This window comes from Allobosea sp. UNC402CLCol (assembly GCF_000745475.1).
Classification (GTDB): Bacteria; Pseudomonadota; Alphaproteobacteria; order Rhizobiales; family Beijerinckiaceae; genus Allobosea; species Allobosea spartocytisi.
In genome coordinates this window covers 110,460-135,494 of record NZ_JQJJ01000017.1, presented here as the reverse complement: position 1 = coordinate 135,494, position 25,035 = coordinate 110,460, and the positions used below count along the sequence as shown (strand labels likewise).

Sequence of the window (25,035 nt, the reverse complement as noted above, 5' to 3'; positions counted from 1 at the left end):
ATGACACGCGCGCCCGATCTCGCCGGCCTCGACATCGCCTTCGTCGACGACGACGAGGATCTGCGCGAGGCCAATGTGCAAGCCCTGCAGATCGCCGGCTTCAAGGCCGCCGCCTTCGCCTCGGCGGGCGCGCTGCTGGCCGAGATCGGGCCCGGCTTCGCCGGCGCGGTCGTCAGCGACGTCCGCATGCCCGGCATGGACGGCATCGAGCTGTTCCGCCGCCTCAAGGCCCTCGACGCCGATATCCCGGTCGTGCTGATTTCCGGCCATGCCGACATCGCCATGGCCGTCGCCGCGATGAACGAGGGCGCCTATGATTTCATCGCCAAGCCCTATGCCGGCGAGCGGCTGAGCGAGACCTTGCGGCGTGCCGTCGAGAAACGGGCATTGGTCCTCGAAAATCGCAGGCTGCGCGCGCTGACGGCATCGGCCGAGAAGGAGGAAGGGCTGATCGGCGAGACGCCGGCGATCTCGCGGCTGCGCCAGACCATCCACGACCTCGCCGATGTCGAGGTCGACGTGCTCGTGCTGGGCGAAACCGGCACTGGCAAGGAGGTCGTCGCCAATCTGCTGCACCGGTTCGGCCGGCGCCGCGACAAGCCCTTCGTCGCGCTGAACTGCGGCGCCCTGCCCGACAGCGTCATCGAGGGCGAACTCTTCGGCTACGAGCCAGGCGCTTTCACCGGTGCGCAGAAGAAGCGCATCGGCCGGATCGAGCATGCCAGCGGCGGCACGCTCTTCCTCGACGAATTGGAGAGCATGCCGACGAGCGCACAGGTCAAGCTCCTGCGCGTGCTGGAGATGCGCGAGATCACGCCGCTCGGCTCCAACGACACGCGCAAGGTCGATCTCAGGGTGGTGGCCGCGACCAAGGTCGATCTCGGCGACCCCGCCCAGCGCGGCGATTTCCGCGAGGATCTCTATTACCGGCTGAACATCGTCACGCTGCGTCTTCCGCCGCTGCGCGAGCGGCGCCGCGACATCCCGCTGCTCTTTGCGCATTTCCTCGGCCGCGCCGCGCGCAAATACGGGCGGGAGGTTCCCCGGCTCGACCGCTCGGTCGAGCGCCACCTCGTCGAGAACGACTGGCCGGGCAATGTCCGCGAACTCGTGCATTTCGCCGAGCGCGTCGCGCTCGGCCTTGCCGGCGACCTGCCGATCACGGCGGCGCGCGAGGATGCGGGCGCGCTCAGCCTGCCCGAGCGCCTCAGCGCCATCGAGGCGAACCTGATCCGCGAGGCGCTGGAGGCCCATCGCGGCGATGTCAGGGCGACGCTGGAGGCGCTGGGGATTCCGCGCAAGACCTTCTACGACAAGCTCGCGCGCTACGGCATCACCCGCGCCGCCTATGAGAGCGAATGACGGGCGGACGCAACGGCTTCAGATAGCACAACGCTGTCGTTTACTGTCATTCCCGGAGAATTTCCTCCCACCTTTAGAACGACTGTTCCCGACCCTTTTCTTTCAATAAGCTGTGAACAAGGCGGCCCGGGGAATTCCGCCCACGGAGCTTCCGATGCAACGGGGCCATAACCCCGCCTGACAGAGGCGGGGAAGGGTTGAGGAGAGTTTCACATGAAGAAATTGCTGTTGGCGACGCTGTCGGCGTCCGCCCTCATGGCGGCGCAGCCGCTCATGGCCAAGACGCTGGTCTATTGCTCGGAAGGAAGCCCCGAGAATTTCGCGCCGAGCGTCAACACGACCGGCACCTCCTTCGACGCCGGCACGCAGATCTACGACACGATCGTCCAGTTCGAGCGCGGCGGCACCAAGGTGCAGCCGGCGCTTGCCGAGACATGGGACATCTCGGCCGATGGCCTGACCTACACCTTCCACCTGCGCAAGGGCGTGAAGTGGCAGTCCAACAAGGGCTTCAAGCCGACCCGCGACTTCAATGCCGACGACGTGATGTTCATGATCGAGCGGCAGTGGAAGGAGGACAACCCGTTCTTCAAGGTCACCAGCTCGAACCACTCCTACTTCAACGACATGGGCATGCCGAAGCTGCTCAAATCGGTCGAGAAGGTCGACGACTACACCGTCAAGGTGACGCTGAACCAGCCTGAGGCACCCTTCCTCGCCGACCTCGCCATGCAATATGCCGGCGTGCAGTCGAAGGAATATGCCGATGCCATGCTCAAGGCCGGCACGCCCGAGAAGCTCGACCAGGACCCGCTCGGCACCGGGCCGTTCTATCTGGTCCAGTACCAGAAGGACGCGATCATCCGCTACAAGGCGTTCCCGGAATACTGGGGCGGCAAGGCCAAGATCGACGACCTGATCTTCGCGATCACGCCGGATGCGTCGGTGCGCTGGGCCAAGCTCCAGAAGGGCGAATGCCATGTCATGCCCTATCCGAACCCGGCCGATCTCGAGGCGATGAAGAAGGACGCCAATGTCCAGATCCTCGAGCAGCCCGGCCTGAACATCGGCTATCTCGCCTACAACACCACCAAGAAGCCGTTTGACAACGTCAAGGTGCGCCACGCCGTCAACAAGGCGATCAACAAGAAGGCGATCATCGACGCGGTCTATCTCTCCAGCGGCATCCCGGCGATCAACCCGATCCCGCCCTCGATGTGGTCCTATAACGAGACCATCAAGGACGACCCCTATGATCCGGAGGCGGCCAAGAAGGAGCTCGCCGAGGCCGGCTACCCGAACGGGCTGGAGATCGACCTCTGGGCCATGCCGGTGCAGCGCCCCTACAACCCCAACGCCAAGCGCATCGCCGAATTGATGCAGGCGGACCTCGCCAAGGTCGGCGTCAAGGCCGAGATCAAGACCTATGAATGGGGCGAGTACCGCAAGCGCATGCAGGCGGGCGAGCACCAGACCGGCATGCTGGGCTGGACCGGCGACAATGGCGACCCGGACAACTTCCTGCACACGCTGCTCGGCTGCGACTCGGCCAAGACCAACGGCTCGAACGTCGCCAAATTCTGCTACCAGCCCTTCGAGGAGCTGGTGACGAAGGCAAAGACGGTCACCGACCAGGCCGAGCGCGAGAAGCTCTACCGGCAGGCGCAGGTGATCTTCAAGGAGCAGTCCCCCTGGTTCACCATCGCCCATGCGATCCAGCTCAAGCCGGTTCGCAAGGAAGTGAAGGACTTCAAGCTCTCGCCCTTCGGCCGCCACACCTTCTACGGCGTCGATATCGCGAACTGAGCTGGCGCAAGTCATGCATCAATGACGGATGCGGCCCGGCGGGCCGCATCCTTTTTCGGGCGGGAGACGACGGGGCGAGCGCCCTGCGCCAGATCCCGCCCTTTTCCATCGAGAGAAACCGCCATGGCCGTTCGCGCTTGTACAGCCGCCCTTGCCCTTGGGCTCAGCGCCCTCCTGCTTCCCGCCGCCGCCCGCGCGCAGGCGCTGGTCGTCTGCACCGAGGCCAGCCCCGACTTCCTCAATCCGCAGTTCAGCAGCCAGAACACCGCCTATGACGTGGCGGCGCAAGTCTATGAGCGGCTGACGGCGACGGAGCGCGGCGGCTCGCAGATCATCCCCAGCCTCGCCGAATCCTGGACGATCTCGGATGACGCGCTGACCTACACCTTCAAGCTGCGCAAGGGCGTGAAGTGGCATGCGAACAAGGCCTTCACGCCGAGCCGCGACTTCAACGCCGACGACGTGGTGTTCTCCTTCGGCCGGATGCTCGATCCCGCCAATCCCTACAACAAGGTCAGCAACGGCAACTACCAGTTCTTCGACGAGATCGTGAAGCCGAGCCTCGCCTCGGTCGAGAAGGTCGACGACTACACCGTCAAGCTCACGCTGAAGAAGCCGAACTCGCCGCTGCTCAGCGCGCTCTCCGTCGAGCCCATGTCGATCCTTTCGGCCGAATATGCCGCCGCGATGAGCAAGGCCGGCACGCCCGAGCAGGTCGATTTCGCTCCGATCGGCACGGGCCCCTTCTCGCTGCTGTCCTATCAGAAGGACGCGACGATCCGCTTCAAGGCGGTGCCGGACCATTGGACCAAGGCCGCCGGCAACCGCGACCGCATGGCGCTGGTCAGCGACCTGATCTTCGTCATCACGCCGGACGCCGCCGTGCGCTTCGCCAAGGTCAGGTCCGGCGAATGCCAGATCGCGCGCTATCCCAATCCCGGCGACCTGCCGGCGATGAAGGCGGACCCCAACCTCACCATCGCGCAGGGCAGCATCGCCGACCAGAGCTTCCTCGCCTTCAACGAGCGCAAGAAGCCCTTCGACGACCGGCGCGTGCGCGAGGCGCTGGCCTATGCCACCAACATCCCGGCGATCATCGACGCGGTCTATCAGGGCACCGGCAAGGCGACCGCGGCGGCCGTGCCGCCGGCATTGTGGTCGCATGACGACGATCTGAAGCCGCGCGCCTACGATCCCGAAAAGGCCAAGGCGCTGCTCAAGGAGGCGGGCCTGCCGAACGGCTTCGAAACGACGCTCTGGGCCATCCCCGTCGTGCGCGCCTATATGCCGAACGGCCGGCGCGCCGCCGAGCTGATCCAGGCCGACTGGGCCAAGATCGGCGTCAAGGCGACGATCCAGACCTTCGAATGGGGCGAGTACCTCAAGCGTGGCCGGGCCGGCGAGCACGAGGTCGGCATGTTCGGCTACACCTGGGACTATCCCGACCCGAGCCAGATCCTGCTGACCGGCTGGACCTGCGAGGGCGTGAAGACCGGCGCCAACCGCGCCGGCTGGTGCAACCAGGAGGCTTCCGACGCCCTCGCCAAGGCGAGCACGATCACCGACCAGGGCGAGCGCGCCAAGCTCTACAAGCGCTTCCAGGAGTTGTTCCACCAGGACGTGGCCGGGCTGCTCTTCGCCAATGCGCAAGCTTTCACGCCGGTGCGCAAGGAGGTGAAGGATTACAAGATCCACTTCTTCGGCGGCCAGCCCTTCTACGGTGTGTCGATCGCGAAATGAGGCGCCGCGCCGCTTGGCGGCGCCTGTCCTCACAGATCGTGCCGGCGCTGCATTCATTGCCGCACCGGCACAAGACTCGATCATATTATTGCGTACGCACGGCCATATCTTCGCAAGTCTTGCATTCCGATCGCCGCGACGTACCGCGCGGTACTAAGAGTGCCCGCGATTCTTCAACAAGGCCGGCTTGATCTTTCGTCCAATCTGGTGTTTGCGCTGCGCCGGATTTCGAACTTGAATAAAACGACAAGACAAAACGCCGCGCACCGCGACCGTGCCGGCCGATAAGGCTGGAAGAACCATGCTCCGCTTCATCCTGACCCGGGTCAGCCTCGTGATACCGACCTTCATCGGGATCACTTTGCTCGCCTTCTTCCTTGTCCGGCTCGTCCCCGGCGACCCGATCGAGACCATGGCGGGCGAGCGCGGCATCGACCCGGCCCGCCATGCCCAGCTCGTCAAGGAATACGGCTTGGACAAGCCGCTGCTGACCCAGTACGGCGTCTATATCGAGCGCGTCGTCCAGGGCGATCTCGGCAAGTCGATCGTGACACGCGAGAACGTGCTCTCCGAATTCGGGCAGCTTTTCCCGGCCACCATCGAGCTCGCGCTCTGCGCCATCCTGATCGCGCTGCTCCTCGGGCTGCCGGCCGGCATCATCGCGGCGGTGAAGCGGAACTCGATCTTCGACCATGGCGTGATGGGGATCTCGCTCACCGGCTATTCGATGCCGATCTTCTGGTGGGGTCTGCTGCTGATCCTGCTGTTTTCGGTGCAGCTCGGCATCACCCCGGTCTCCGGCCGGATCGCGGTGCAGTACTTCATCGAGCCGGTCACCGGTTTCCTCACCATCGACAGCCTGCTGGCCGGCGACACCGACGCCTTCTGGTCGGCGCTGTCGCATCTCGTCCTGCCGGCGATCGTGCTGGGCACCGTGCCGCTCGCCGTCATCGCCCGCATGACCCGCTCGGCGATGCTGGAGGTGCTCGGCGAGGACTATATCCGCACGGCCCGCGCCAAGGGCATGGCACCGATCCGCGTGGTCGCCCTGCATGCGCTGCGCAATGCGCTGATCCCGGTCGTCACCGTCATCGGCCTGCAGGTCGGCACGCTCTTCACCGGCGCGATCCTGACCGAGACGATCTTCTCCTGGCCCGGCGTCGGCAAATGGCTGATCGAGGCGATCAGCCGGCGCGACTATCCGGTCCTGCAAGGCGGAACCTTGCTTCTTGGAATGGTGGTGATGAGCGTCAACCTGCTGGTCGACCTGCTCTACGGCCTGATCAACCCGCGCATCAGGCACGCCAAATGACCCGCACTCCATTCGAGTCCCGCGCCCGCCGGAGCCGTCGCCCAAGGAATTTTCGCCCATGAGCGCCGAAACCCTCGAAGTCCCTGCCGTCGCTGCGCCGAGCGGCGCACCGCCGCATCCCGTCCGCGAGTTCTGGAGCTATTTCAGCGCCAACCGCGGCGCGGTCGCCGGGCTCGTCGTCATCGTGCTGGTGCTGCTCTGCGCGCTGTTCGCGCCGCTGATCGCCCCGCACAACCCGGACCTGACCAATAATACGGTCTTCCTGAAGCCGCCATTCTGGCAGGAGGGCGGCTCGCTGTCCTACCCGCTCGGCACCGACGCGATCGGCCGCGACATCCTTTCGCGCCTCATCTTCGGGGCGCGGCTCTCGCTGGTCATCGGCATCGCCGTGGTGGCGCTGGCGATCGTCGTCGGCGTGGTGCTCGGCCTGATCGCCGGCTACTTCAAGGGCGTCGCCGACATCGTCATCATGCGCTTCATGGACATCCTGATGACGATGCCGAGCCTGCTGCTCGCCATCGTCATCGTCGCGATCCTCGGCCCCGGCCTGATGAACGCCATGCTCGCCGTCGCCATCGTCGTGCTGCCGCATTACGTCCGCATCACCCGCGCCGCCGTCATCACCGAGGCGAGCAAGGATTATGTCGTCGCCGCCAAGGTCAGCGGCGCGCAGACAGTCCGGCTGATGTTCTCCGAGATCCTGCCGAACTGCGCCGCCCCACTCATCGTGCAGGCAACGCTCGGCGTCTCCACCGCGATCCTCGATGCCGCCGCACTCGGCTTCCTGGGCTTAGGCGCCCAGCCCCCGACACCGGAATGGGGCACGATGCTCGCCGACGCGCGCGAATTCGTGCTGCGCGCCTGGTGGGTCGTCACCTTCCCGGGCCTTGCCATCCTCATCACCGTGCTCGCCTTCAACCTTCTCGGTGACGGCCTGCGCGATGCGCTCGACCCCAAGCTGAAGCGCTGATCCCATGCCCCTGCTCGAAATCGAAAACCTCAGCGTCGAATTCCCGACCTCCCAGGGAACGCTGCGCGCCGTCGACCGCATCGACCTGACCCTCGACGAAGGCGAGGTGCTCGGCGTCGTCGGCGAATCCGGCTCCGGCAAATCAGTCACCATGCTCGCGCTGATGGGCCTCGTCGGCTATCCCGGCCGCGTCCGCGCCGACAAGCTGCGCTTCGACGGCCAGGACCTGCTCACCATGTCCGCCCGGCAGCGCCGCCAGCTCACCGGCAAGGACGTGGCGATGATCTTCCAGGAGCCCACCACCAGCCTGAACCCGTGCTTCACCATCGGCTTCCAGCTCGCCGAGACACTCCGGAAGCATGAGGGGATGGACGGCAAGGCGGCGAAGCACCGGGCGATCGAGCTTCTGGAACAGGTCGGAATTCCCGCCCCGGAAAGCCGCCTCAAGGCCTTTCCGCACCAGCTCTCGGGCGGCATGAACCAGCGCGTCATGATCGCCATGGCGATCGCCTGCAATCCCCGCCTGCTGATCGCCGACGAGCCAACGACGGCGCTCGACGTCACCATCCAGGCGCAGATCCTCGAATTGCTGATGTCGCTGCAGCGCGAGCGCGGCATGGCACTGGTGCTGATCACCCATAATATGGGCGTCGTCGCCGAGACGGCGCAGCGCATCATGGTGATGTATGCCGGGCAGATCATGGAGGAGCGCAAGGTCGACGCGCTGTTCGCCGATCCGCAGCATCCCTATTCCGCCGCCCTGCTCGCCGCCTTGCCGGAGCGCAGCGAGCATGCGAGCCGCCTCGCCACCATTCCCGGCATGGTGCCAGGCCTGAACGACCGGCCGAAGGGCTGCCTGTTCAGCCCGCGCTGCGCCTATGCGACCGACCACTCGCGCGCTGTCCAGCCGGAGCTCCGGAACTGGGCGGATGGGCGCGTGCGCTGCCACTATCCGCTCGGCGACCCGAACCGGGATGCGGAGCGCGCCCGCGACGACCGCTCGACGACGGAGGCGACGCGATGAGCAACCCCGTCATCGAAGCCCGCGAACTCACGCAGACCTACCCGGTCAAGCAAGGGTTCTTCCGTCCGCCGGCACAGTTGCAGGCAGTGAACAAGGTGTCGTTCTCCGTCGAGGCCGGGCGCACGCTGGCCGTCGTCGGCGAATCCGGCTGCGGAAAATCGACGCTGGCCCGCATGGCGACGCTGATCGAGGCCCCGACCTCGGGCGCGCTGATGCTGGACGGGCTCGACGCGGTGCACCCACCCGCGAGCGAGCGCAAGCGCCTGCGCCGCACCGTGCAGTTCGTCTTCCAGAACCCCTATGGCTCGCTCAACCCGCGCAAGAAGATCGGCACGATCCTGGAAGAGCCTCTGAAGATCAACACTGACCTGTCCAAGGCCGAGCGGACCGAGAAGGCGCGTGCGATCATGGCCAAGGTCGGGCTCAGGCCCGAGCACTACGCCCGCTATCCGCATATGTTCTCAGGCGGCCAGCGCCAGCGCATCGCGATCGCGCGCGCGCTGATCCTCTCGCCCAAGCTGGTGGTGGCTGACGAGCCGGTCTCGGCGCTCGATATCTCGATCCAGGCGCAGGTGCTGAATCTGCTCGCCGATCTGCAGGACGAGCTGAAGCTCGCCTATCTCTTCATCTCGCACGATCTCAGCGTCGTCCGGCACATCGCCCATGACGTGATGGTGATGTATCTCGGCAATGCCATCGAGCATGGCCCGAAGGAGCGCATCTACGCCCGGCCGCTGCATCCCTATACGCAGGCGCTGCTCGCCTCGACGCCACGCGTCGGCGGGGCCAAGCGCGAGCGCATCGTGCTGCGCGGCGAACTGCCCTCACCGCTCAACCCACCGAAGGGCTGCGTGTTCTCGACGCGCTGCCCCTTCGTGACCGATCGCTGCCGGGCCGAGCGCCCGGAGAAGCGCGAGATCGACGGACGGCAGGTCGCCTGCCATTTCGCCGAGGATTTTTTGGCGAAAGCGGCGTAACTCCGCAGAACGCCGTCATTCAGTGAAGCGCGTCATGCTCGGGTTTGCCCCGAGAATGACGCCGCTCGTCAAGCGCCTCAAATCCCCTTGGTCACGCCACCGTCGACCCGGATGTTCTGACCGGTGATGTAGCCGGCATCGGGCGAGAGCAGGAAGGCGATCGTGCCGGCGATCTCGTCGGCGCTGCCATAACGCTGCATCGGCACGCTGGCGCGCCGCGCATCGGTTGCCGGCAGGCTGTCGATCCAGCCCGGCTGGACGTTGTTGATGCGGATGTTGTCGGCGGCGTATTTGTCCGCATAGATCTTGGTGAAGGTCGCGAGCCCGGCCCGCGCCATGGCCGAGGTCGGGAACATGTCGCTCGGCTCAAAAGCCCAGGCGGTCGAGATGTTGACGATGGCGCCGGATTTCTGCTGCTGCATCACCGGCGTGACCAGCCGGATCGGCCTGACCGCACTGAGGAAATAGACGTCGAGGCCCTTCTGCCAATCCTCGTCGGTGAGATCGAGGATCGGCGCGCGAGGGCCATGGCCGGCGCTGTTGACCAGCGCGTCGATCCGGCCCCAGCGGTCGAGCGTGGCGTCGACCAGCCGCTTGACGTCGTCGTTGGACTGGTTCGAGCCGGTGATGCCGATGCCGCCCAGCTCGGCGGCAAGCGCCTCGCCCTTGCCCGAGGAGGACAGGATCGCGACGCGATAGCCGTCCTTCGCCAGCCGCCGCGCCGCGTTCGCGCCCATGCCGCTGCCGCCTGCGGTGACGATCGCTACCTTGTCCATGTCCTGCTCCCGCGCCTGATCGCTGCGAATAGGCGGCTATTCTTGGACGGTGCGTCCGCATAGCGCCACAGCAAAGCTGCATGAGCCGGTTCGCGAAGCCGCATGGCCGCGGCCGACGGACGTGGCGCAGCGGTCCAACACGATGAAACTCCGCGTCGTCCCGGACAAGCCGCGAAGCGGCGTCGATCCGGGATCCATCGTAAGGCAGTGCGCTCTAAGATGGATCCCGGATCTCCGCTTCGCTGCGTCCGGAATGACGAAGTGTTTCCGATCGACCTCAGCGCGGGCCGACCGCCTCGCCGATCTGCCGGATGGCGATCCGGTCGACGAAGGGAGCGTCCGCCCCCTCCTGCTCGATCGCGATCTCGCCGCCGCGCACGCGGAAGCGGATGACCGTTCCGCCAGCGCCGCGCCAATCGACCGTCTCGCCGTCGTCCTCGTAGAGTTCGCCGGTCGCGCCCTCGACGAGACCGCAGACGAGCACCTCGCGCTGGTCGTCGATGCCCTCGGGATTGCCGAGCGGGATCAGCGCGCCGGCGCGCACGAAGACCGGCAGGCGACCGAGCGGAGCCGCCACGGTCGCGACCGCGCCGCCGGCAAAATGCTTGCCGTCATGCCAATCATACCAGCCGCCTTCGTGCTCCGGCAGGTAGATGCTGCGCTCGCGCGCGCCCTCCTCCAGCACCGGCGCGACCAGCACGTCCGGGCCTAGCATGAAGGCGTCGTCGGCCTTCGCCGCTATAGCGTCCTTCGGGAAATCCCAGAGCAGCGGGCGGATCGCCGGGGTGCCGTCGCGGCTGGCGCGCCACATCAGCGTGTAGAGATAGGGCATCAGCCGGTAGCGCAGCGCGATCGCCTCGCGCACCTGCGGCACCATTTCCGGATACATCCAGGGCAGGTTGACGACGCCGTCGTCGTTCCAGGAGTTCATCACCATGCGCGGCCAGAGCGAGCAGAACTCGTTGAAGCGCACGAAGAGCTCGGGGCCGGGAGTCGGGCCATGGAAGCCGCCGACATCATGGCCGATCGAGAACATGCCCGACAGGCTCATATTGAGGCCCTGCGTCAGGTTGTAGCGCAGCGTCTTCCAGGCGGTCTCGTTATCGCCCGACCAGGTCTGGGCGTAGCGCGAGATGCCGGCGCAGCCACCACGCGTCACCGAGTACTGGCGCTTGGCCGGCTGGCGCGCGGCCTGAGCCTCATAGGAGAGCTTGGTCATCAGCAGCGGCTGGGCCGGACGCGCCAGCGCCTGGCGGAAGGGGCGGCCGTCGCCGTCGCAGACGGCATCCTCATCCCAGATTTCGTATTCGTTGTTGTCGTTCCAGACCGTGGTGAAGCCATAGTCGAGCAGCGCGGTCTCGATGCCGTCGCGCCACCAGGCCCGGCCCTTCGGGTTCGTGTAGTCGAGATGGAAGCCGAGCCCGTCCCAGAACTGGGCCACCGCCGGCTCACCCGTCTTGCCGTCCTTGACCAGGAAGCCGCCGTCGAGCGTCTCCTTCAGGCGCGGATGGTCGTCGAGCAGGCAGGGTTTGAGATTGGCGACCGTGAAGATGCCGGCGTCGTTCAGCCGCTGCATCGTCGCCTTCGGATCGGGGAACTTGTCGCGGTTCCAGTTGAAGGCGTAGCGGCGATGGCCGATCTGCGTGTAGCCCGAGCCGAAATGGAACGAGTCGCAGGGGATGCGGTGCGTCTCCAGCTTGCCGATGAAGTCGCTGATGCGGGCATCCGCATCGGGCGCGTCGGCAATCGCCATGGAGGTGACGCCGAAGCCGAAGGACCAGAGCGGCGCAAAGGCCTGTCCGCCGGTCAGCCAGGAGAAACGGCGGACGACGTCGGGAACGGTCGGGCCGGCCATGACGTAATAGTCGAGATCGCCGTCATCGCCTTTCCAGGAGCGGAACAGGCCGTGATAATTGTCGAGCGTGCAGCCGAAATCAACGCTGCCGGTGGCGAGGTTGTCGTAATACAGCCCATGCGCGCCCGTCGGCCCGTCGACGATGAAGAAGGGCAGCATCTTGTAGAGCGGGTCGGACAGTTCGGCGTCGAAGCCGCAAGGGTCGACCGCATCGATGGCGAAGCGGCGACCGGTGCGATCGAGCGGGCCGGCCTTGTCGCCGAGACCATAATGCCGCTCGGTGTAGTCGCGGGCCATGAAATGCGCGACCGCGCCGGTGCGCGGCGAAACCAGATAGGCCTGCGTCGTGCGGTCCTGCAGGAAGGGCTTGTCCTCGCCGGCCCGGCGCCAGGCGATGCCGAAGGGCGAGAGCGTGACCTCGGCGGCGAGACCGCCGGCGGACAGCGTGACCTTGCCGTTCTCTTCGCTGACGCTCGCCTTGGGGCAGGAGAAGCCCTCGAGGCTGTCGCGCAGACGGCCCTCATAAGCCGGCTCCAATCCGCCGGGCGCGATCGACCAGCCGCGGTCGAGGCGGTAGCCATCCTGCGGCTTCAGCGTCACCCGGCCGATATCGCCTTCGAGGATGCGCACAATGAGGGTGTGGCCGAGCCCGACATCGAACAGGGCAGCTTCGCCATCGCGGCCGAGATAACGGCCTTGCGTGAGGGCTTTCATGGAATCTCTCTCGGCAGTCTTAGGGTCGGATCGCCTGGCCGGCTTCGTCGAACAGGTGCAGCTTCTGCTGCGGGAAGGCGAGCGGAACCGAATGGCCCCGTTCATGCTCGCTCTGGCCATCGAGCTTGAGCGTGATCTGGGGCAAGCCGGCGGCAGAGCCATAGAGATAGCTCTCACCGCCGAGACGCTCGACGAGCTCGATGGTCAGCGGCAGGCCCTGCCCTTCCGGCGCCAGCTCCAGATGCTCGGGCCGGATGCCCGCCGTCACGGGCGCGCCGGCGGCAAGGCCGCCGGTGGCGCAGGCTATCTCATGACCGCCCTCGCCCAGCGCGACCTTGCCCGCAGCCGTCACGCGGCCCGGCAGCAGGTTCATGCGCGGCGAGCCGATGAAGCCGGCGACGAAGAGGTTGTCGGGGCGGTTATAGAGTTCGAGCGGCGTGCCGATCTGCTCGATGCGACCAGCGCGCAGGACCACGATGCGATCGGCCAGCGTCATCGCCTCGACCTGATCATGGGTGACGTAGATCATCGTGCCGCCGATCTCGCCATGGAGCGCGGCGAGCTCCTTGCGGGTGGCAACACGCAACTCCGCGTCGAGATTCGAAAGCGGCTCGTCGAACAGAAAGATCTTGGGGTCGCGCACGATGGCGCGGCCGATGGCGACGCGCTGGCGCTGGCCGCCCGAGAGCGCCCTGGGCTTGCGCTCGAGATAGTCCGTCAGCCGCAGCATCTCGGCCGCGCGCCTCACGCGCTTGTCGATCTCGTCGCGCTTGAACCCCATATTCTCCAGCGCGAAGGCCATGTTCGCGTAGACGCTCATATGCGGATAGAGCGCATAGGACTGGAACACCATCGCGAGCCCGCGCTCCGACGCCGGCAGATGCGTGACATCGGCCCCGTCGATGGCGATCGCGCCCCCGGTGATCTCCTCCAGCCCGGCGATCGAGCGCAGCAGCGTCGATTTTCCGCAGCCGGAGGGACCGACGAAGACGACGAACTCGCCATCCGCGACATCGAGATCGATGCCGTGGAGCACGGTCGTGGCGCCATAGGCCTTGCGGACCGCGGAGAGCTTCAGCCCGGCCATGCGGAACCCTTTTCGCTCATTTCATACCCGTATTGGCAATGCCGGTGGTGATGAAGCGCTGCAGGAAGACGAAGACGAGCGCGACCGGCAGCAGCGTCACCACGGTCATCGCGAGCAAATAGTGCCACTGCGTCTGCAACTCGCCCTGGAAGGCGTTGAGGCCGATCTGCAGCGTGTAGGATTCGGTCTTGGTCAGCACCGCCAGCGGCCAGAGGAACTCGTTCCAGCGCCACATGATCGAGAAGATCGCGAGCACGGCCAGCGCCGGCATGGCGAGCGGCATGACGATGCGCCAGTAGATCTGCCATTCCGAGGCCTTGTCCATGCGCGCCGCCTCGATCAGGTCGCGCGGCAGGGTCAGCATGTACTGGCGCAGCAGGAAGACGCCGGTGGGGGTGGCCGCGCCGGGCAGGATCACCGCCCAGAGCGAATTGACCAGCCCGAGCTTGGTGATGACGAGATAGACCGGCACCAGGATGATCGTGATCGGGATCATCAGCGTGCCGACCACCATCAGCATCACCGCCGTCTTGCCACGGAATTCGTAGATCGAGAGCGCATAGGCGGCCATCGAGTTGATGATCAGCGTGATGATCGTCGCGATCAGCGTGACGAAGACCGAGTTCCAGAGGAAGCGCGTGAAGGCGAAGCGCTCCAGCGGCTCGGTGTAGTTCTCGGTCGCGAGCTTGAACTCGCGCACGGGCACGCGGCCCTCGATCGGCACGCGGACCGTCTCACCGGGATTGGCGGGGTCGATCATCTGCGCCTGGATGCCGATGCGGCGGACCTGCGCCAGCACGCGCTTCGTGCCGTCCGGCATCGTCACCTCGAAGAGCGGCAGCGGCTGGGACTGGCCGGGAACCGTCACCTCCTTCTGCGACATCGGCAGCAGCGAGGGCGGGAATTCGAGCAGGCCGGCCTGCGTCTTGAACGAAGACATGCCGAGCCAGAGGACGGGGCCGAACATCAGCACGACGCCGAGCGCGAGATAGGCATAGGCCGCGATATCGGTCCAATGCCAGCGGCCGGGCTTGCGGCGGGCGGTGGCGAGCTTGGTCACGAGGCTCATGCTGCCCCCTTGCGGCGGCTCGCCGCGAGTTGGGCCAGCGTCAGCGCGAAGAGCACCACGCCGAGCACGACCGAGGCGGCAGCGGCCAGCCCGAAATTCTGGACCTGATTGGCGAAGGCCGTCTCGTAGATGTAGTGCACGATCATCAGCGTCGCGGTGCCGGGGCCGCCCCCGGTCAGGACGAAGACCTCGTCGAAGGTCTGCACGCCCTTGATCAAGGCGAGCACGATCACGACGATCATGTTCGGCCAGAGCAGCGGCAGGGTGATGCGCCAGAACATCCGCCAGCGCGGCGTCGCATCCATCTCGGCCGCCTCATAGAGATCGGCGGGGATGGCCTGCAGGCCGGCGAGCAGGATCAGCGTGTAGAAGCCCATATGGGCCCAGACCGAGACGAAGACGATCCAGAACATCGCCCAGCTCGGATCGACCAGGAAGAGGATGCGCTCGCCGCCGAGAGAGGTGAGCGCGGCGTTGAGCAGGCCGTCGCGCTGGAGGATCCATTTCCAGGTCAGCGCGACCACCACCGGCGAGAGCAGCACGGGGAAGAAATAGACGGCGCGGAAGAAGCCGCGTCCGCGGATCTTCATGTTCAGCACGACCGCCGTCAGCAGCGAGAACAGCACCATCGCCGTCACCTGGAAGACGGTGAAGCGGGCCGTGTTGTAGACGCCGCGCCAGAAATGGTCCTCGCGGCAGGAAGAGGGATCGAGGAAGGAGCCGCAATCGAAGAGGTAGGCGTATTGCTGCGCCCCGACATAGGGGCGCTCGCTCGGGAACAGCCCCGCCCCGCCCGTCACCGAGAAGACGAAGTTGATGACGAGCGGCAGGAAGACGAAGAGCGAGAAGAAGGCGAGGTTGGGCAGGATGAAGACATAGGCCATCCGCCGCTCGCCGATCAGGCGCTGGAGCGCCCGCATCGGCCAGTCGACGAGCCGCATGACGAGCGCGAGCGGCGCGGCGAGAGTGCCTGCGGCGCCCGCGCCATCCCGGCGCGGATTTGTTTCGGCAGAGGCCATAAGTCTTACTTCTTGCGCTCGGCGATCTGCTGGGCGACGTCGGATTCGATGCGCTTATAGGCATCGTCGAGGCTGCCCTCGCCCGAGATCGCTTGGCCGAGCCGGCTGATCACCGCGTTGAAGATCACGCGGTTGTTGGCATAGCCCTGCAGCTTGTAGGCCGCCGGCGAGATCTGCGCGACCTGATCCGAGAAGACCTTGAGCGCGGCCTTGCCCTGCGGCGTCGCGCCGGCATAGTCGAGCCCCTTGGCGGCGATGCCGAGATGACCGGGCACGAAGAGCGAGCGGGCATAGAACTCGCTCAGCACCGGCTCGCTCGCCAGATAGTCCATCACCTTGGCGACGGCTTCCGGGCTCTTGGTCGTCTTGATCGCGACGAGGCCGGCGCCGCCCGGCATGGGCGAGCAGCCGCCCGCCCCGCAAGGCGAGGGAACCGCGACCCAGTCGAAGGCGTCGCCCACCGTCTTGTCGAACTGGGCGATCTGCCAGGAGCCGGACTGGTACATCACGACCTGGGCGTTCTTGAACTCGTCATTGGCGCCGCGATAGGCGGTGCCGGAGACCGAGCCCCAGAGTTCCTTGGCCATGGTGCCGTTCTGGTGCCAGTCATAGACGAGCTTGGCGCCGCGCTTGAAGCCCTCGTCGATCACGGCCGGCTCGCCCTTGTCGTCGAAGACCTTGGCGCCTTCCGAGACCGCGACCGAGAAGAAGCGGTGGCCGGAACGGTCCATGGCGAGCGGGAACGGCGCCTTGACCTTGGCCGCCACGTCCTTCACCGCCTTGCCCCACTCCTCCCAGGTCGCCTTCGGACCCGGCAGCGGCGTGCCAGCCTGCTCGAACAGGGTCTTGTTGACGAAGGGGCCGGTGACGGTGAGCTGCGTCATGAAGCCGGTGATCGCGCTGGAATCGCCCTCGGGGCGCATCCAGGGCAGGAACGGCCCGAAATTCTTCTCCCAGTAGGAGGCGTCCTTGAGATAGGGGCGCATGTCGAGCGCGTAGCGGGCGACGCCGCCGAGATCGACGACGCGGGCGATGTCCGGCCCCTGCCCCGAGGCGAGCTGGACGGGCAGGTTCTCGGTGATCGCCTTGTAGGGCACCTGGTCAAGCACGACCTTGATGTCCTTGTTCCCAGCCTCGAAGCGCTTCAGCAGATCGGCGAGGACCTCGCCCTCGTTGCCGTCGGAATACCAGGCGATGCGCACCGTGGTCTGGGCGAATGCGGTCGAGGCCATGAGGCCGATCGCGAGGCCGGCCGTCGCGGCAACGGCGGAAATCCAGTGTTTCCTCTGCATGGGCTCCATCCCCTGAGCAATCGCGACGCCTCAACGAGCGTCTTGACATCTACTAAGGCAAACGTTTGCCTAGCTTGTCAACGGGGAGATGCGTCAGCATTGCTGCGTAGGCCGGCTTTCCACCGGTGCGTAGCGGGAACCCCCATGGAAGGGCTGGCAGGGAAATGACGGCCAGGACGACGGCGAAACCGGGGAAGATCCGGCATGAGACGGCCTCGCTCGCGACAGTGGCGCGCGAGACCGGCGTCTCGGTCGCGACCGTCTCGCGCATCGTCAACGGCAAGAGCGGGCGTGCCTCGAGCGAGACCGTCGCGCGCGTCGCGGAGGCGATCGAGCGGCTCGGCTATCGCCCCAACCCCATCGGACGGGCGCTGCGCCGCCGGGCCAGCCGCGTCGTGGCGATGCTCTCGCCCAATCTCGACAACCCCGCCATGGCCGCGATCGCCGTCTCGACCGAAGCCGCGCTGCGCGATGCCGGCTACGTCATGATCCTCTGCGATACACATGACCGCCCGGAGCTGCAGGACGACTATCTGCTGGCGATGCGCGACCAGCTCGTCGCCGGCTACATCATGGTCAGCGCCGTGCGCAGCCAGGGGCTGGAACAGGCGCTCGGGCGCGGCGATCCGATCGTCTTCGTGGCGCGGCGCAACCCCCTCGGCGGCGGCGCCTTCGTCGGAATCGACGACCGCGGCGCCGGCGCCGATGCGGCCGACTTCATGCTCGCGCGCGGGATCGAGCGCCCCGCCGTGCTGATGGCGGCCCAGAACATTTCGAGCACCGCCGAGCGCGCCGCCGGCTTCATCGAGCGGCTCGTCGCGCGCGGCGTTCCGGCGGACGCGATCCGCCGGGCAAGCGCGCCCGGCCTGTCGCATATCGAGATCGGTTATGCGGCGGCCCAGGCCCTCGTTCGGGATGGCGGCTGGCCGCAAGGCGCGCTCTGCGTCAGCGACCTGATCGCCTATGGCGCCTATCGGCTGGCGGCCGAGTCGGGCGTGGCGATCCCGCGCGACTGCATGCTGGTCGGCGTCGACGGCAACGCGATCAACAACTGGATCGCCCCCTGGCTGACCTCGATCCGGATTCCCTACGAGATCTTCGGCCGGCATGTGCTGGAGCAGTTGCGGCTGCAATGGAGCGGCGCGGCGACATCCGAAATCCACGTGCCGCATGAACCGCTGGCGGCGAAGCCATAGAGCAAGCGAGCACCGGCTTCAGAACGCGATCCCGACGATACGCCGTTCGGCTTTCGGGCGGCCGCTCCTGTCGACCCTCAAAAATGCGGGGATGGCGGCGGCTTCACCGCCCCCTTCTGCAACGACTGCCGCAATAGGGGATGAGTGGTTTCGTGGAACGGCAGGTACTCATGCCTCCAGCCCGAGGCATCCAATGCCGAGCGGTTCATGAGGATGATCTTGTACAGGACGCCGGAGCGCGTATAGCCGTCCTTCGGCGAAGGTTCAACGATCCCATCAGCGATGAAATACCGTCGATGGAGCTTCTGATCGTCCTCGAACGCGACGATCATGCGCTTGGTCTGAGGCCCGAAATAGCCATCGACGGCAATATCGGCGCTCCTTTCGACAGGCCCCAAAGCGGGCGTGAAGCGCACGAAATTTGCCAGCTTCAAGAGCGTCTGCACCAGCAGGACATCGTCACGGGCGTTCGGCATCCTCGGCCCGACAGGGAACGAGACATTGTAGACCTGATGCATGCCCGTCAGGTCTGTCTGCATCGTATAAGCCATCAGACGTCCCCGCATGTGATCCTCCTCAGGCTAGACGCATGCGAGAGGGCGCCACATCCACCAGATGAATGAAAAGCGCCCGATCAGGCGCTCCGATCGGCCGGATATGGCGACGTCTCCTCGATCACCGCGCGGGTCGCGGCCGAACCGGCAGGCAGCCGCGCGACATATTGAATGCCCCCATCGGTTGACCGCCGAACGGATTGCCCCGTACAAAGTCAGACAGGTCTGTCTCGCTTGATGGATCTGGGGAGAAAAGCCCGAAAAAATCGGGAGGAAACGGTGCAAGGAAGCGGACCGAAAATCGACGCGCCGTCGATGCGCGAGCGGATTCTCGCTGTCGCGGGCGAGCTCTTCTATGGCCGCGGCATCCGCGCCGTCGGGGTCGACGAGATCATCGCCAAGACGGGTATCGCCAAGGCGACCTTCTACCGCCACTTTCCGAGCAAGGAGGACCTGATCGTCTCCTATCTCGACGCGAGGCGGGAACGGCTGCAGGCCGCGTTCATCGACTGCGCCGAAGGCCCCGCCACGCGCTGGCAGGACAGGGTCCTCAACGTCTTCGACGGCCTCATGCGCAATCTTCGCATGCCCGGCTTTCGCGGCTGCGCCTTCGTCATGGCCGTCGCCGAGCATGGCGATCTGCCGCGCGTGCGTGAAGCGGCCCGCGTCTACAAGCATTTCCTGCGGGACGGGCTCTGCGCCCTGATCGACGGTCACGTGCCGGAGCCGCTGCGCCTGTCGGAACAACTGATGCTCATCTACGAGGGCGCGATCGCGACCGCTGCCATCCGGCCCGAGAGCGACCCCGGGCTGCATGCGAAGAGCTGCGCCGCGACCCTGCTCGCAACGGCTTGAAACTTCATGCCGGCGCGAGACCGGCAAACGAAAACAGCGACCGGGGAACAGGATCTTGCAGCACGACACCACGTACCGGCCGCTGGGCGCCGCCTGCATCGCGCTGGGCCTGCTCGCGATCTGGATCGCATCGGATTATCCCTATGGCAGCGTCACCGCGATGGGGCCGGGCTTCGTCCCCACGGCCGTCGCGGCCCTTCTCGCGCTGCTCGGCGCCCTGATCCTGCTCGACGGCGGCAAGGACCTTTCCCGGCAACCCGAGGGGGAGGAACCGGCCTCCGCTCCGGCCGACTCTCTCGGGCGCCTGCGGGCGATGCTCTCGATCGGGGTGGCGATCATGCTCTTCGGGCTTGCAGTGAAGCCGCTCGGCCTCGGGCTGACGGTCTTTCTCACGGTGATCGTCGCGAGCCTCGGCCATCCCGGCACGCGGCTGTTGCCGACGCTGCTCCTCGCCGCCGCGCTGGCCGTCGCCTCCTGCCTGATCTTCGTCGTGCTGCTGAGCCAGTCGATCCCGATGCTCCCGAGGATCGACTGATGGATTTCGCTTCGCTCTTCTCGGGTCTCGGCATCGGCTTCGGCGTCGCGCTGGACCCGATCAATATCCTGTTCGCCTTCATCGGCTGCCTCGTCGGCACGCTCGTCGGCGTCCTGCCCGGCCTGGGGCCCACAGCGACGATCGCCATCCTGCTGCCGATGACGACGAGCCTCTCGCCGGTCACGGGCCTGATTACGCTCGCGGGCATCTATTACGGCGCACAATATGGCGGCTCGACCACCTCGATCCTGCTGCGCCTGCCGGGGGAAGCCTCGTCGGTGGTCACCGTGCTCGACGGGCACGGCATGACCCGCAAGGGCCGAGGCGGCGCGGCACTCGCCATCGCCGCCTGGGGTTCGTTCTTCGCGGGCACGGTCGGCACGCTGTTCATCGCGGTGCTGGGGCCGGCGGTTTCGGCCTTGGTGCTGAAATTCGGCGCGCCCGAATATTTCATGCTGATGGTGCTCGGGCTCGTCGCCTCCGTCGTGCTGGCACAAGGTTCGGTGATACGGGCGCTGGCGATGGTGGCGCTGGGGCTGCTGCTTGGGCTGGTCGGCACCGACCCGAATTCCGGCCAGTACCGCTTCACCTTCGGCGCGCTGGAACTGCTCAACGGCATTCCCTTCGTGCCGCTCGTCGTCGGCCTGTTCGGCATCGCCGACATCCTGGTCGCGCTCGAGAAGGCGACGAAGTCCGAGGAGGAGGTGCGCCCGGCCGCGATCGGCAGCCTGTGGCCGACGCGGCAGGAAGCCCGTCGTGCCGCGCCCGCCGCCGCCCGCGGCACGCTCATCGGCCTCATCCTCGGCCTGCTGCCGGGCGGCGGCGCGCTGATGAGCTCCTTCGTCGCCTATTCGGTCGAGAAACGCGTCTCCGGCAAGGACGGCGATTTTGGCAATGGCGACCCGGCCGGGGTCGCGGCGCCCGAAGCCGCCAACAATGCCGGCGCGCAGACCTCGTTCCTGCCGCTGCTGACGCTCGGCATCCCCTCGAACGCCGTGATGGCGCTGATGACGGGCGCCATGCTGCTGCAGGGTATCGTGCCGGGTCCGAAGATCATGACCAACCAGCCGCAGCTGTTCTGGGGCCTGATCGTCTCGATGTGGATCGGCAACCTGATGCTGCTCGTCATCAACCTGCCGCTCGTCGGCGTCTGGGTGAAGATGCTGAAAATCAGGTACACGATCCTTTATCCGATCATCCTCATCGTCAGCCTCGTCGGCATCTACAGCGTCGATTACTCGACCTTCGATGTCTTCCTGACGGCGCTCTTCGGCCTGCTCGGCTACCTGCTCCAGCGCTGGAGATGCGAGGCGGCGCCGCTGGTGCTCGCCGTCGTGCTCGGGCCGATGATGGAGGAGTATTTCCGCCGCGCGATGCTGATCGCACGCGGCGATGCGGGCATTTTCGTCTCGCGCCCGCTGAGCCTCGGCCTGCTCGTCATCACGCTCGCCATGCTGGCGAGCATTCTGGCGCCGAATGTCCGCAGGTTCAGATCGAAGGCCTTTCAGGAATAACCGCAAACAGCCGCCAGAAGCATCGCAGGGAGAAGCAGTCATGAAGAGCGTGATCCATCGCAGGGCGTTCCTGGCCGGTGCCGCCGGACTCGGCTCCGTCGCGCTGTCCGCGCGGAACGGTTTCGCGCAGCAGGCCTGGCCGGCGCGCGACATCACCTATGTCATCCCCTATGCGCCCGGCGGCATGAGCGACAACATCTCCCGCCTGCTCAGCGACAAGCTCGGCGGGATGCTGGGCCGCCAATTGCTGAACGATTACCGGGCGGGCGCGGGCGGCGCGATCGGGGCCAACTACTACATGGCGCAGAAGCCGGACGGCTATTCGCTCCTCCAGGCAACGAACAGCTTCTTCGGGGTCATTCCGAACGTCACCAAGGTCGAGTACGATCCGAAGACCGACCTGACGCCGCTCGTCCTGGTCGGCGATGCGCCGATGGCGATCGCCTGCAATCCGGCGGTTCCGGCCAAGAGTCTCGAGGAATTCGTCGCGCTCGCCAAGAAGAACCCCGGCAAGTTCGCCTATGGCACCTCCGGCCACGGCACCGTCGGGCATCTCTGCGGAATCTGGCTGGCGAAGCGGGCCGGGATCGAGATCCTGCACGTGCCCTATCGCGGCGCAAGCCAGGCCCTCCAGTCGACGCTCGCCGGCGAAACGCAACTCTTCTTCGGGCCCGAGGCGGCGGAGCAGATCTCCGGGAAGGCCCTGACGGGGCTCGGCGTCATGGGTTCCGAGCGCTGGAGCGCGATGCCCGACCTGCCGACGACGGCGGAATCCGGGCTGGCGGGCTGGGCGCCACGGAGCTGGCACACCGTCGTCATCCACAGCAAGGCGCCGGAGGAGATCCGGCTGAAGCTCGCGAAAATGCTGAACGACATCCTCGCCATGCCGGAGGTGAAGCAGCGGCTGATCATGTTCGGGCTGATCCCCGGCTTCGAGGACCTGGCCGGCATGCGCAAGCGCGCCGATGACGACTATGCCGAATTCCGCGTCCTGCTCGTCGAAGCCGGACTCGCCCTGAAGAAATAGCCTGCGAGCGGGATCGGCTTTCCGGCCCCGCAACGACTGACGGAGTTATCGATGCGGATAGTAGCCTGCGGCGACGCGTTGTTTTCCTCGAGCGATCTGGCGCGGCGGCTCGATCCGCGGCTGGTCGGGCTGCTGAAGGACGCCGACGGCACCTTCGCCAATGCCGAGTTCGTCTGCCCGAAGCCATCGACGCCGCCGGCGCCGCGGCGCTTCGTCACCGCGGTCAAGCCGGCCGCGATCGACGAACTCGCCGCGATCGGCGTCAACATGTTCTCCTTCGCCAACAACCATACCGGCGATTTCGGGCCGCAGGGCGTGGTCGACACCATCGAGGCGGCCGAGGCCCGCGGCATCCTCTGGAGCGGCATCGGCCACAGCCTGGAAGAGGCGCGGATGGCGAAGTTCCGCGACACGCCGAACGGGCGCATCGGGCTGGTGTCGGCAAGCTCGACCCGCTCGGCCGAGTTCGCCGCGAGCTCGCCCGGCCGCGGCATCGAGCCCAGGCCCGGCCTCAACCCGCTGCGCTGGGGCCGCGCCTATGTCCTGCCCGATGCCGATTTCAAGGAGCTCCAGCGCATCGAGGCCGCGCTCGGCATTGCGGACAGCCGCAAGGAGGTCTTGCGCGTCGAGGTGGTCAAGGATCCCGGGCCGGACCGGTTCGGCTTCGGTTCCTTCTTCGAGGGCTCGCTCCAGATCGAGCGTGGCAGCCACGCCCATGTCCGCTATTACAGCAACGACAGGGACCGCAAGGCGATCCTCGACAACATCCGCGACGCCAAGAACCGGGCCGAATGCGCGCTCGTCAGCCTCCACACCCATGAGGGCACGCACGAGAACTGGTATACCCCGCGCGTCGCCTCCTTCATCGAGGAGTTCGCCCATCAGGCGATCGAGGCCGGCGCCGACGCGGTGCTCTGCCACGGCGCCCATATGCTGCGCGGCATCGAGTTCCATCGCGGCCGGCCGATCTTCTACTCGCTCAACAGTCTGTTCATGGAGTTCGAGGCCGGCGAGCAGCGCATGACGCCGGAGATGTACGAGGCCTACGGCTTCACCAAAGACCATCTGCCGTCCGACCTGCACATGTCGCGCATCCACGACGCCAACGGCAACAAGCAGGGCTTCTATGCCGAGCCGCGCTTCTCCCGCTCCATCGTCGCGATCTGCGACTATGCCGAGGACGGCGTCACGGTGAAGCTCGTCCCGCTCGATCTCGACCTCAACCGCAAGCGCGTCAGCGACCGCGGCGTGCCGGCGATCGCAGGCCGCGATGAAGCCCAGGCCATCGCCAACGACATGACCAGGCTCAGCAGCTATTACGGCACACGCTACCAGCTCAACGAAGACGGCCTTATCGCGGTCACGCCGGGGCCTGCCCAGTGAGCGCCCCGCCCCTCGTCATCGCGAGCAGCCTCACCGACCAGCAGAACGAGCGGCTGGCGGCGCATCCGAGCGCCCCGGTCATCGTCAAGGTGAGCGAGCCATGGCGGGCCCCGGCCGAAGCTCAGGCCCTGTTCACCTATCAGACCCAGTGGCGCAACGCTCCGGCGAAGCCGCCGGCCGGCTGGCCCGGCACGCTGGCCTGGGCGCAAATCGCCTCGGCCGGCGTCGATACCTTCCCGCGCTGGTTCTTCGAGGTGCCGCTCATCAGCCGCGGACGCGGCGTGCAGGCGCCGGCTATCGCCGAATATGTCATCGCCGCCGTGATGGCGCATGAGAAGCGCTTCTGGGACGTCCGCGTCGATGCCGCCGCCCACTGGCGAGCCCGCTCCCTCGGCAGCGTCGCGGGCAAGACGCTGGGGATCGCCGGGATGGGCGCGATCGGCGAGGAGGTCGGCAAGCGCGCGCTCGCCCTCGGGATGCGGGTGATCGGCCTGGCGCGGTCGCGGAGCTTCCCGATCGGCGGCGTCGAGCGAGCCAATAGTTTCGATGATCTGCTGGCCGACAGCGATCACGTGGTCCTCGCCATGCCCTTGACCGAGCAGACGCGCGGGATCGTCAACCGGAAGAGTCTCCAGGCCGCGCGCCGGGGCCTGCATCTCATCAATGTCGCGCGCGGTGCGCTGATCGACGACACCGCCCTGGCGGAGGCCTTGGATTCGGGCCGGCTGGCCGCGGCGACGCTGGACGTCACAAATCCCGAACCCTTGCCGGCCGACCACCCCTTCTACCGCCACCCGCTGGTCCGACTGACCCCGCATATATCGGGAAGCTGCGAGTATGGCGAAGAACGCCTCTCGGCGTTCCTTGCCCTGAACCTGTCGCGTTTCACCCGAGGCGAACAAGTCGAGGGCGTTGTCGACCCGATACGGGCCTATTAGAGCGCCGCCGAAATGACATGCTCGACATCG

Annotated in this window: 21 protein-coding genes; 14 read left to right on the top strand and 7 right to left on the bottom strand. The window is 66.5% G+C overall.

The features are described from left to right. The 7 genes from GY40_RS22490 (at position 1) to GY40_RS22460 (ending at position 9,191) form a co-directional block, all read left to right on the top strand. Positions 1-1,362 carry a sigma-54-dependent transcriptional regulator gene (locus GY40_RS22490; protein WP_038367324.1) on the top strand — a complete coding sequence of 454 codons (1,362 nt, stop codon included), beginning with the start codon at positions 1-3 and terminating at the stop codon, positions 1,360-1,362. A gap of 213 nt (positions 1,363-1,575) precedes the next feature. Next, complete coding sequence (locus GY40_RS22485) at positions 1,576-3,168, top strand: ABC transporter substrate-binding protein (RefSeq protein ID WP_038367241.1); 1,593 nt, start codon at positions 1,576-1,578, stop codon at positions 3,166-3,168. 123 nt (positions 3,169-3,291) lie between these two features. Next, on the top strand, positions 3,292-4,908 hold the full coding sequence (locus GY40_RS22480) for an ABC transporter substrate-binding protein (protein ID WP_038367239.1): 1,617 nt from the start codon (positions 3,292-3,294) through the stop codon (positions 4,906-4,908). A 301-nt stretch (positions 4,909-5,209) separates the two neighbouring features. Continuing rightward, a complete protein-coding gene (locus GY40_RS22475; protein ID WP_038367236.1) occupies positions 5,210-6,220 on the top strand; it encodes an ABC transporter permease subunit in 1,011 nt (336 codons plus the stop codon). A gap of 58 nt (positions 6,221-6,278) precedes the next feature. Beyond that, on the top strand, positions 6,279-7,190 hold the full coding sequence (locus tag GY40_RS22470) for an ABC transporter permease subunit (RefSeq protein ID WP_038367235.1): 912 nt from the start codon (positions 6,279-6,281) through the stop codon (positions 7,188-7,190). Between the two features lie 4 nt (positions 7,191-7,194). After that, on the top strand, positions 7,195-8,214 hold the full coding sequence (locus GY40_RS22465; protein ID WP_038367232.1) for an ABC transporter ATP-binding protein: 1,020 nt from the start codon (positions 7,195-7,197) through the stop codon (positions 8,212-8,214). Next, the gene (locus GY40_RS22460; protein ID WP_038367230.1) at positions 8,211-9,191 is read left to right on the top strand and encodes a peptide ABC transporter ATP-binding protein; all 981 of its coding nucleotides are present in this window, start codon (positions 8,211-8,213) and stop codon (positions 9,189-9,191) included. The genes GY40_RS22465 and GY40_RS22460 overlap by 4 nt, the downstream gene beginning before the upstream one ends. A 77-nt stretch (positions 9,192-9,268) precedes the next feature. Here GY40_RS22460 and GY40_RS22455 read toward each other — a convergent pair whose 3' ends face one another. The 6 genes from GY40_RS22455 to GY40_RS22430 all read right to left on the bottom strand — a co-directional run bounded on the left by GY40_RS22455 (position 9,269) and on the right by GY40_RS22430 (position 17,003). After that, positions 9,269-9,967, bottom strand: coding sequence for an SDR family oxidoreductase (locus GY40_RS22455; RefSeq protein ID WP_038367227.1), 699 nt, complete (start codon positions 9,965-9,967; stop codon positions 9,269-9,271). A gap of 277 nt (positions 9,968-10,244) precedes the next feature. Continuing rightward, the gene (locus GY40_RS22450; protein WP_038367225.1) at positions 10,245-12,536 is read right to left on the bottom strand and encodes a glycoside hydrolase family 31 protein; all 2,292 of its coding nucleotides are present in this window, start codon (positions 12,534-12,536) and stop codon (positions 10,245-10,247) included. A gap of 19 nt (positions 12,537-12,555) precedes the next feature. Beyond that, positions 12,556-13,623 carry an ABC transporter ATP-binding protein gene (gene ugpC / locus GY40_RS22445; RefSeq protein ID WP_038367222.1) on the bottom strand — a complete coding sequence of 356 codons (1,068 nt, stop codon included), beginning with the start codon at positions 13,621-13,623 and terminating at the stop codon, positions 12,556-12,558. Positions 13,624-13,639: 16 nt separating this feature from the next. Continuing rightward, complete coding sequence (locus GY40_RS22440) at positions 13,640-14,692, bottom strand: carbohydrate ABC transporter permease (protein WP_038367219.1); 1,053 nt, start codon at positions 14,690-14,692, stop codon at positions 13,640-13,642. Then, the gene (locus GY40_RS22435; RefSeq protein WP_038367217.1) at positions 14,689-15,711 is read right to left on the bottom strand and encodes a carbohydrate ABC transporter permease; all 1,023 of its coding nucleotides are present in this window, start codon (positions 15,709-15,711) and stop codon (positions 14,689-14,691) included. Before GY40_RS22435 ends, GY40_RS22440 begins: the two co-directional genes overlap by 4 nt. 5 nt (positions 15,712-15,716) lie before the next feature. After that, complete coding sequence (locus GY40_RS22430) at positions 15,717-17,003, bottom strand: ABC transporter substrate-binding protein (protein ID WP_038367214.1); 1,287 nt, start codon at positions 17,001-17,003, stop codon at positions 15,717-15,719. Between the two features lie 164 nt (positions 17,004-17,167). On the opposite strand from GY40_RS22430, the gene GY40_RS22425 reads away from it, so the two are divergent. Next, the gene (locus tag GY40_RS22425; protein WP_051988423.1) at positions 17,168-18,199 is read left to right on the top strand and encodes a LacI family DNA-binding transcriptional regulator; all 1,032 of its coding nucleotides are present in this window, start codon (positions 17,168-17,170) and stop codon (positions 18,197-18,199) included. Positions 18,200-18,276: 77 nt separating this feature from the next. On the opposite strand, the gene GY40_RS22420 is transcribed toward GY40_RS22425, so the two are convergent. Next, positions 18,277-18,765, bottom strand: coding sequence for a peptidoglycan-binding domain-containing protein (locus GY40_RS22420; protein WP_156116044.1), 489 nt, complete (start codon positions 18,763-18,765; stop codon positions 18,277-18,279). A 303-nt stretch (positions 18,766-19,068) separates the two neighbouring features. Here GY40_RS22420 and GY40_RS22415 point away from each other — a divergent pair, with 303 nt between their 5' ends. The 6 genes from GY40_RS22415 to GY40_RS22390 are packed head-to-tail and all read left to right on the top strand — an operon-like array spanning position 19,069 to position 25,005. Continuing rightward, the gene (locus GY40_RS22415; RefSeq protein ID WP_038367209.1) at positions 19,069-19,608 is read left to right on the top strand and encodes a TetR/AcrR family transcriptional regulator; all 540 of its coding nucleotides are present in this window, start codon (positions 19,069-19,071) and stop codon (positions 19,606-19,608) included. 55 nt (positions 19,609-19,663) lie between these two features. Further along, positions 19,664-20,143 carry a tripartite tricarboxylate transporter TctB family protein gene (locus tag GY40_RS22410; RefSeq protein WP_051988422.1) on the top strand — a complete coding sequence of 160 codons (480 nt, stop codon included), beginning with the start codon at positions 19,664-19,666 and terminating at the stop codon, positions 20,141-20,143. Then, the gene (locus tag GY40_RS22405) at positions 20,143-21,657 is read left to right on the top strand and encodes a tripartite tricarboxylate transporter permease (protein WP_038367206.1); all 1,515 of its coding nucleotides are present in this window, start codon (positions 20,143-20,145) and stop codon (positions 21,655-21,657) included. The genes GY40_RS22410 and GY40_RS22405 overlap by 1 nt, the downstream gene beginning before the upstream one ends. 40 nt (positions 21,658-21,697) lie before the next feature. Then, on the top strand, positions 21,698-22,684 hold the full coding sequence (locus GY40_RS22400) for a Bug family tripartite tricarboxylate transporter substrate binding protein (RefSeq protein ID WP_038367204.1): 987 nt from the start codon (positions 21,698-21,700) through the stop codon (positions 22,682-22,684). Positions 22,685-22,735: 51 nt separating this feature from the next. Continuing rightward, positions 22,736-24,067, top strand: coding sequence for a CapA family protein (locus GY40_RS22395; RefSeq protein WP_038367202.1), 1,332 nt, complete (start codon positions 22,736-22,738; stop codon positions 24,065-24,067). Next, positions 24,064-25,005 carry an NAD(P)-dependent oxidoreductase gene (locus GY40_RS22390; protein WP_038367201.1) on the top strand — a complete coding sequence of 314 codons (942 nt, stop codon included), beginning with the start codon at positions 24,064-24,066 and terminating at the stop codon, positions 25,003-25,005. The genes GY40_RS22395 and GY40_RS22390 overlap by 4 nt, the downstream gene beginning before the upstream one ends. Positions 25,006-25,035: the final 30 nt, after the last annotated feature.

Coding starts and splice junctions, on each gene's coding strand:
- GY40_RS22460 (WP_038367230.1), top strand. CDS start 8,211: ATGAGCAACCCCGTCATCGAAGCCCGCGAACTCACGCAGACCTACCCG.
- GY40_RS22465 (WP_038367232.1), top strand. CDS start 7,195: ATGCCCCTGCTCGAAATCGAAAACCTCAGCGTCGAATTCCCGACCTCC.
- GY40_RS22420 (WP_156116044.1), bottom strand. CDS start 18,765: ATGCGGGGACGTCTGATGGCTTATACGATGCAGACAGACCTGACGGGC.
- GY40_RS22415 (WP_038367209.1), top strand. CDS start 19,069: ATGCGCGAGCGGATTCTCGCTGTCGCGGGCGAGCTCTTCTATGGCCGC.
- GY40_RS22475 (WP_038367236.1), top strand. CDS start 5,210: ATGCTCCGCTTCATCCTGACCCGGGTCAGCCTCGTGATACCGACCTTC.
- GY40_RS22490 (WP_038367324.1), top strand. CDS start 1: ATGACACGCGCGCCCGATCTCGCCGGCCTCGACATCGCCTTCGTCGAC.
- GY40_RS22395 (WP_038367202.1), top strand. CDS start 22,736: ATGCGGATAGTAGCCTGCGGCGACGCGTTGTTTTCCTCGAGCGATCTG.
- GY40_RS22480 (WP_038367239.1), top strand. CDS start 3,292: ATGGCCGTTCGCGCTTGTACAGCCGCCCTTGCCCTTGGGCTCAGCGCC.
- GY40_RS22440 (WP_038367219.1), bottom strand. CDS start 14,692: ATGAGCCTCGTGACCAAGCTCGCCACCGCCCGCCGCAAGCCCGGCCGC.
- GY40_RS22425 (WP_051988423.1), top strand. CDS start 17,168: ATGACGGCCAGGACGACGGCGAAACCGGGGAAGATCCGGCATGAGACG.
- GY40_RS22455 (WP_038367227.1), bottom strand. CDS start 9,967: ATGGACAAGGTAGCGATCGTCACCGCAGGCGGCAGCGGCATGGGCGCG.
- GY40_RS22470 (WP_038367235.1), top strand. CDS start 6,279: ATGAGCGCCGAAACCCTCGAAGTCCCTGCCGTCGCTGCGCCGAGCGGC.
- GY40_RS22450 (WP_038367225.1), bottom strand. CDS start 12,536: ATGAAAGCCCTCACGCAAGGCCGTTATCTCGGCCGCGATGGCGAAGCT.
- GY40_RS22405 (WP_038367206.1), top strand. CDS start 20,143: ATGGATTTCGCTTCGCTCTTCTCGGGTCTCGGCATCGGCTTCGGCGTC.
- GY40_RS22485 (WP_038367241.1), top strand. CDS start 1,576: ATGAAGAAATTGCTGTTGGCGACGCTGTCGGCGTCCGCCCTCATGGCG.
- ugpC (WP_038367222.1), bottom strand. CDS start 13,623: ATGGCCGGGCTGAAGCTCTCCGCGGTCCGCAAGGCCTATGGCGCCACG.
- GY40_RS22400 (WP_038367204.1), top strand. CDS start 21,698: ATGAAGAGCGTGATCCATCGCAGGGCGTTCCTGGCCGGTGCCGCCGGA.
- GY40_RS22430 (WP_038367214.1), bottom strand. CDS start 17,003: ATGCAGAGGAAACACTGGATTTCCGCCGTTGCCGCGACGGCCGGCCTC.
- GY40_RS22435 (WP_038367217.1), bottom strand. CDS start 15,711: ATGGCCTCTGCCGAAACAAATCCGCGCCGGGATGGCGCGGGCGCCGCA.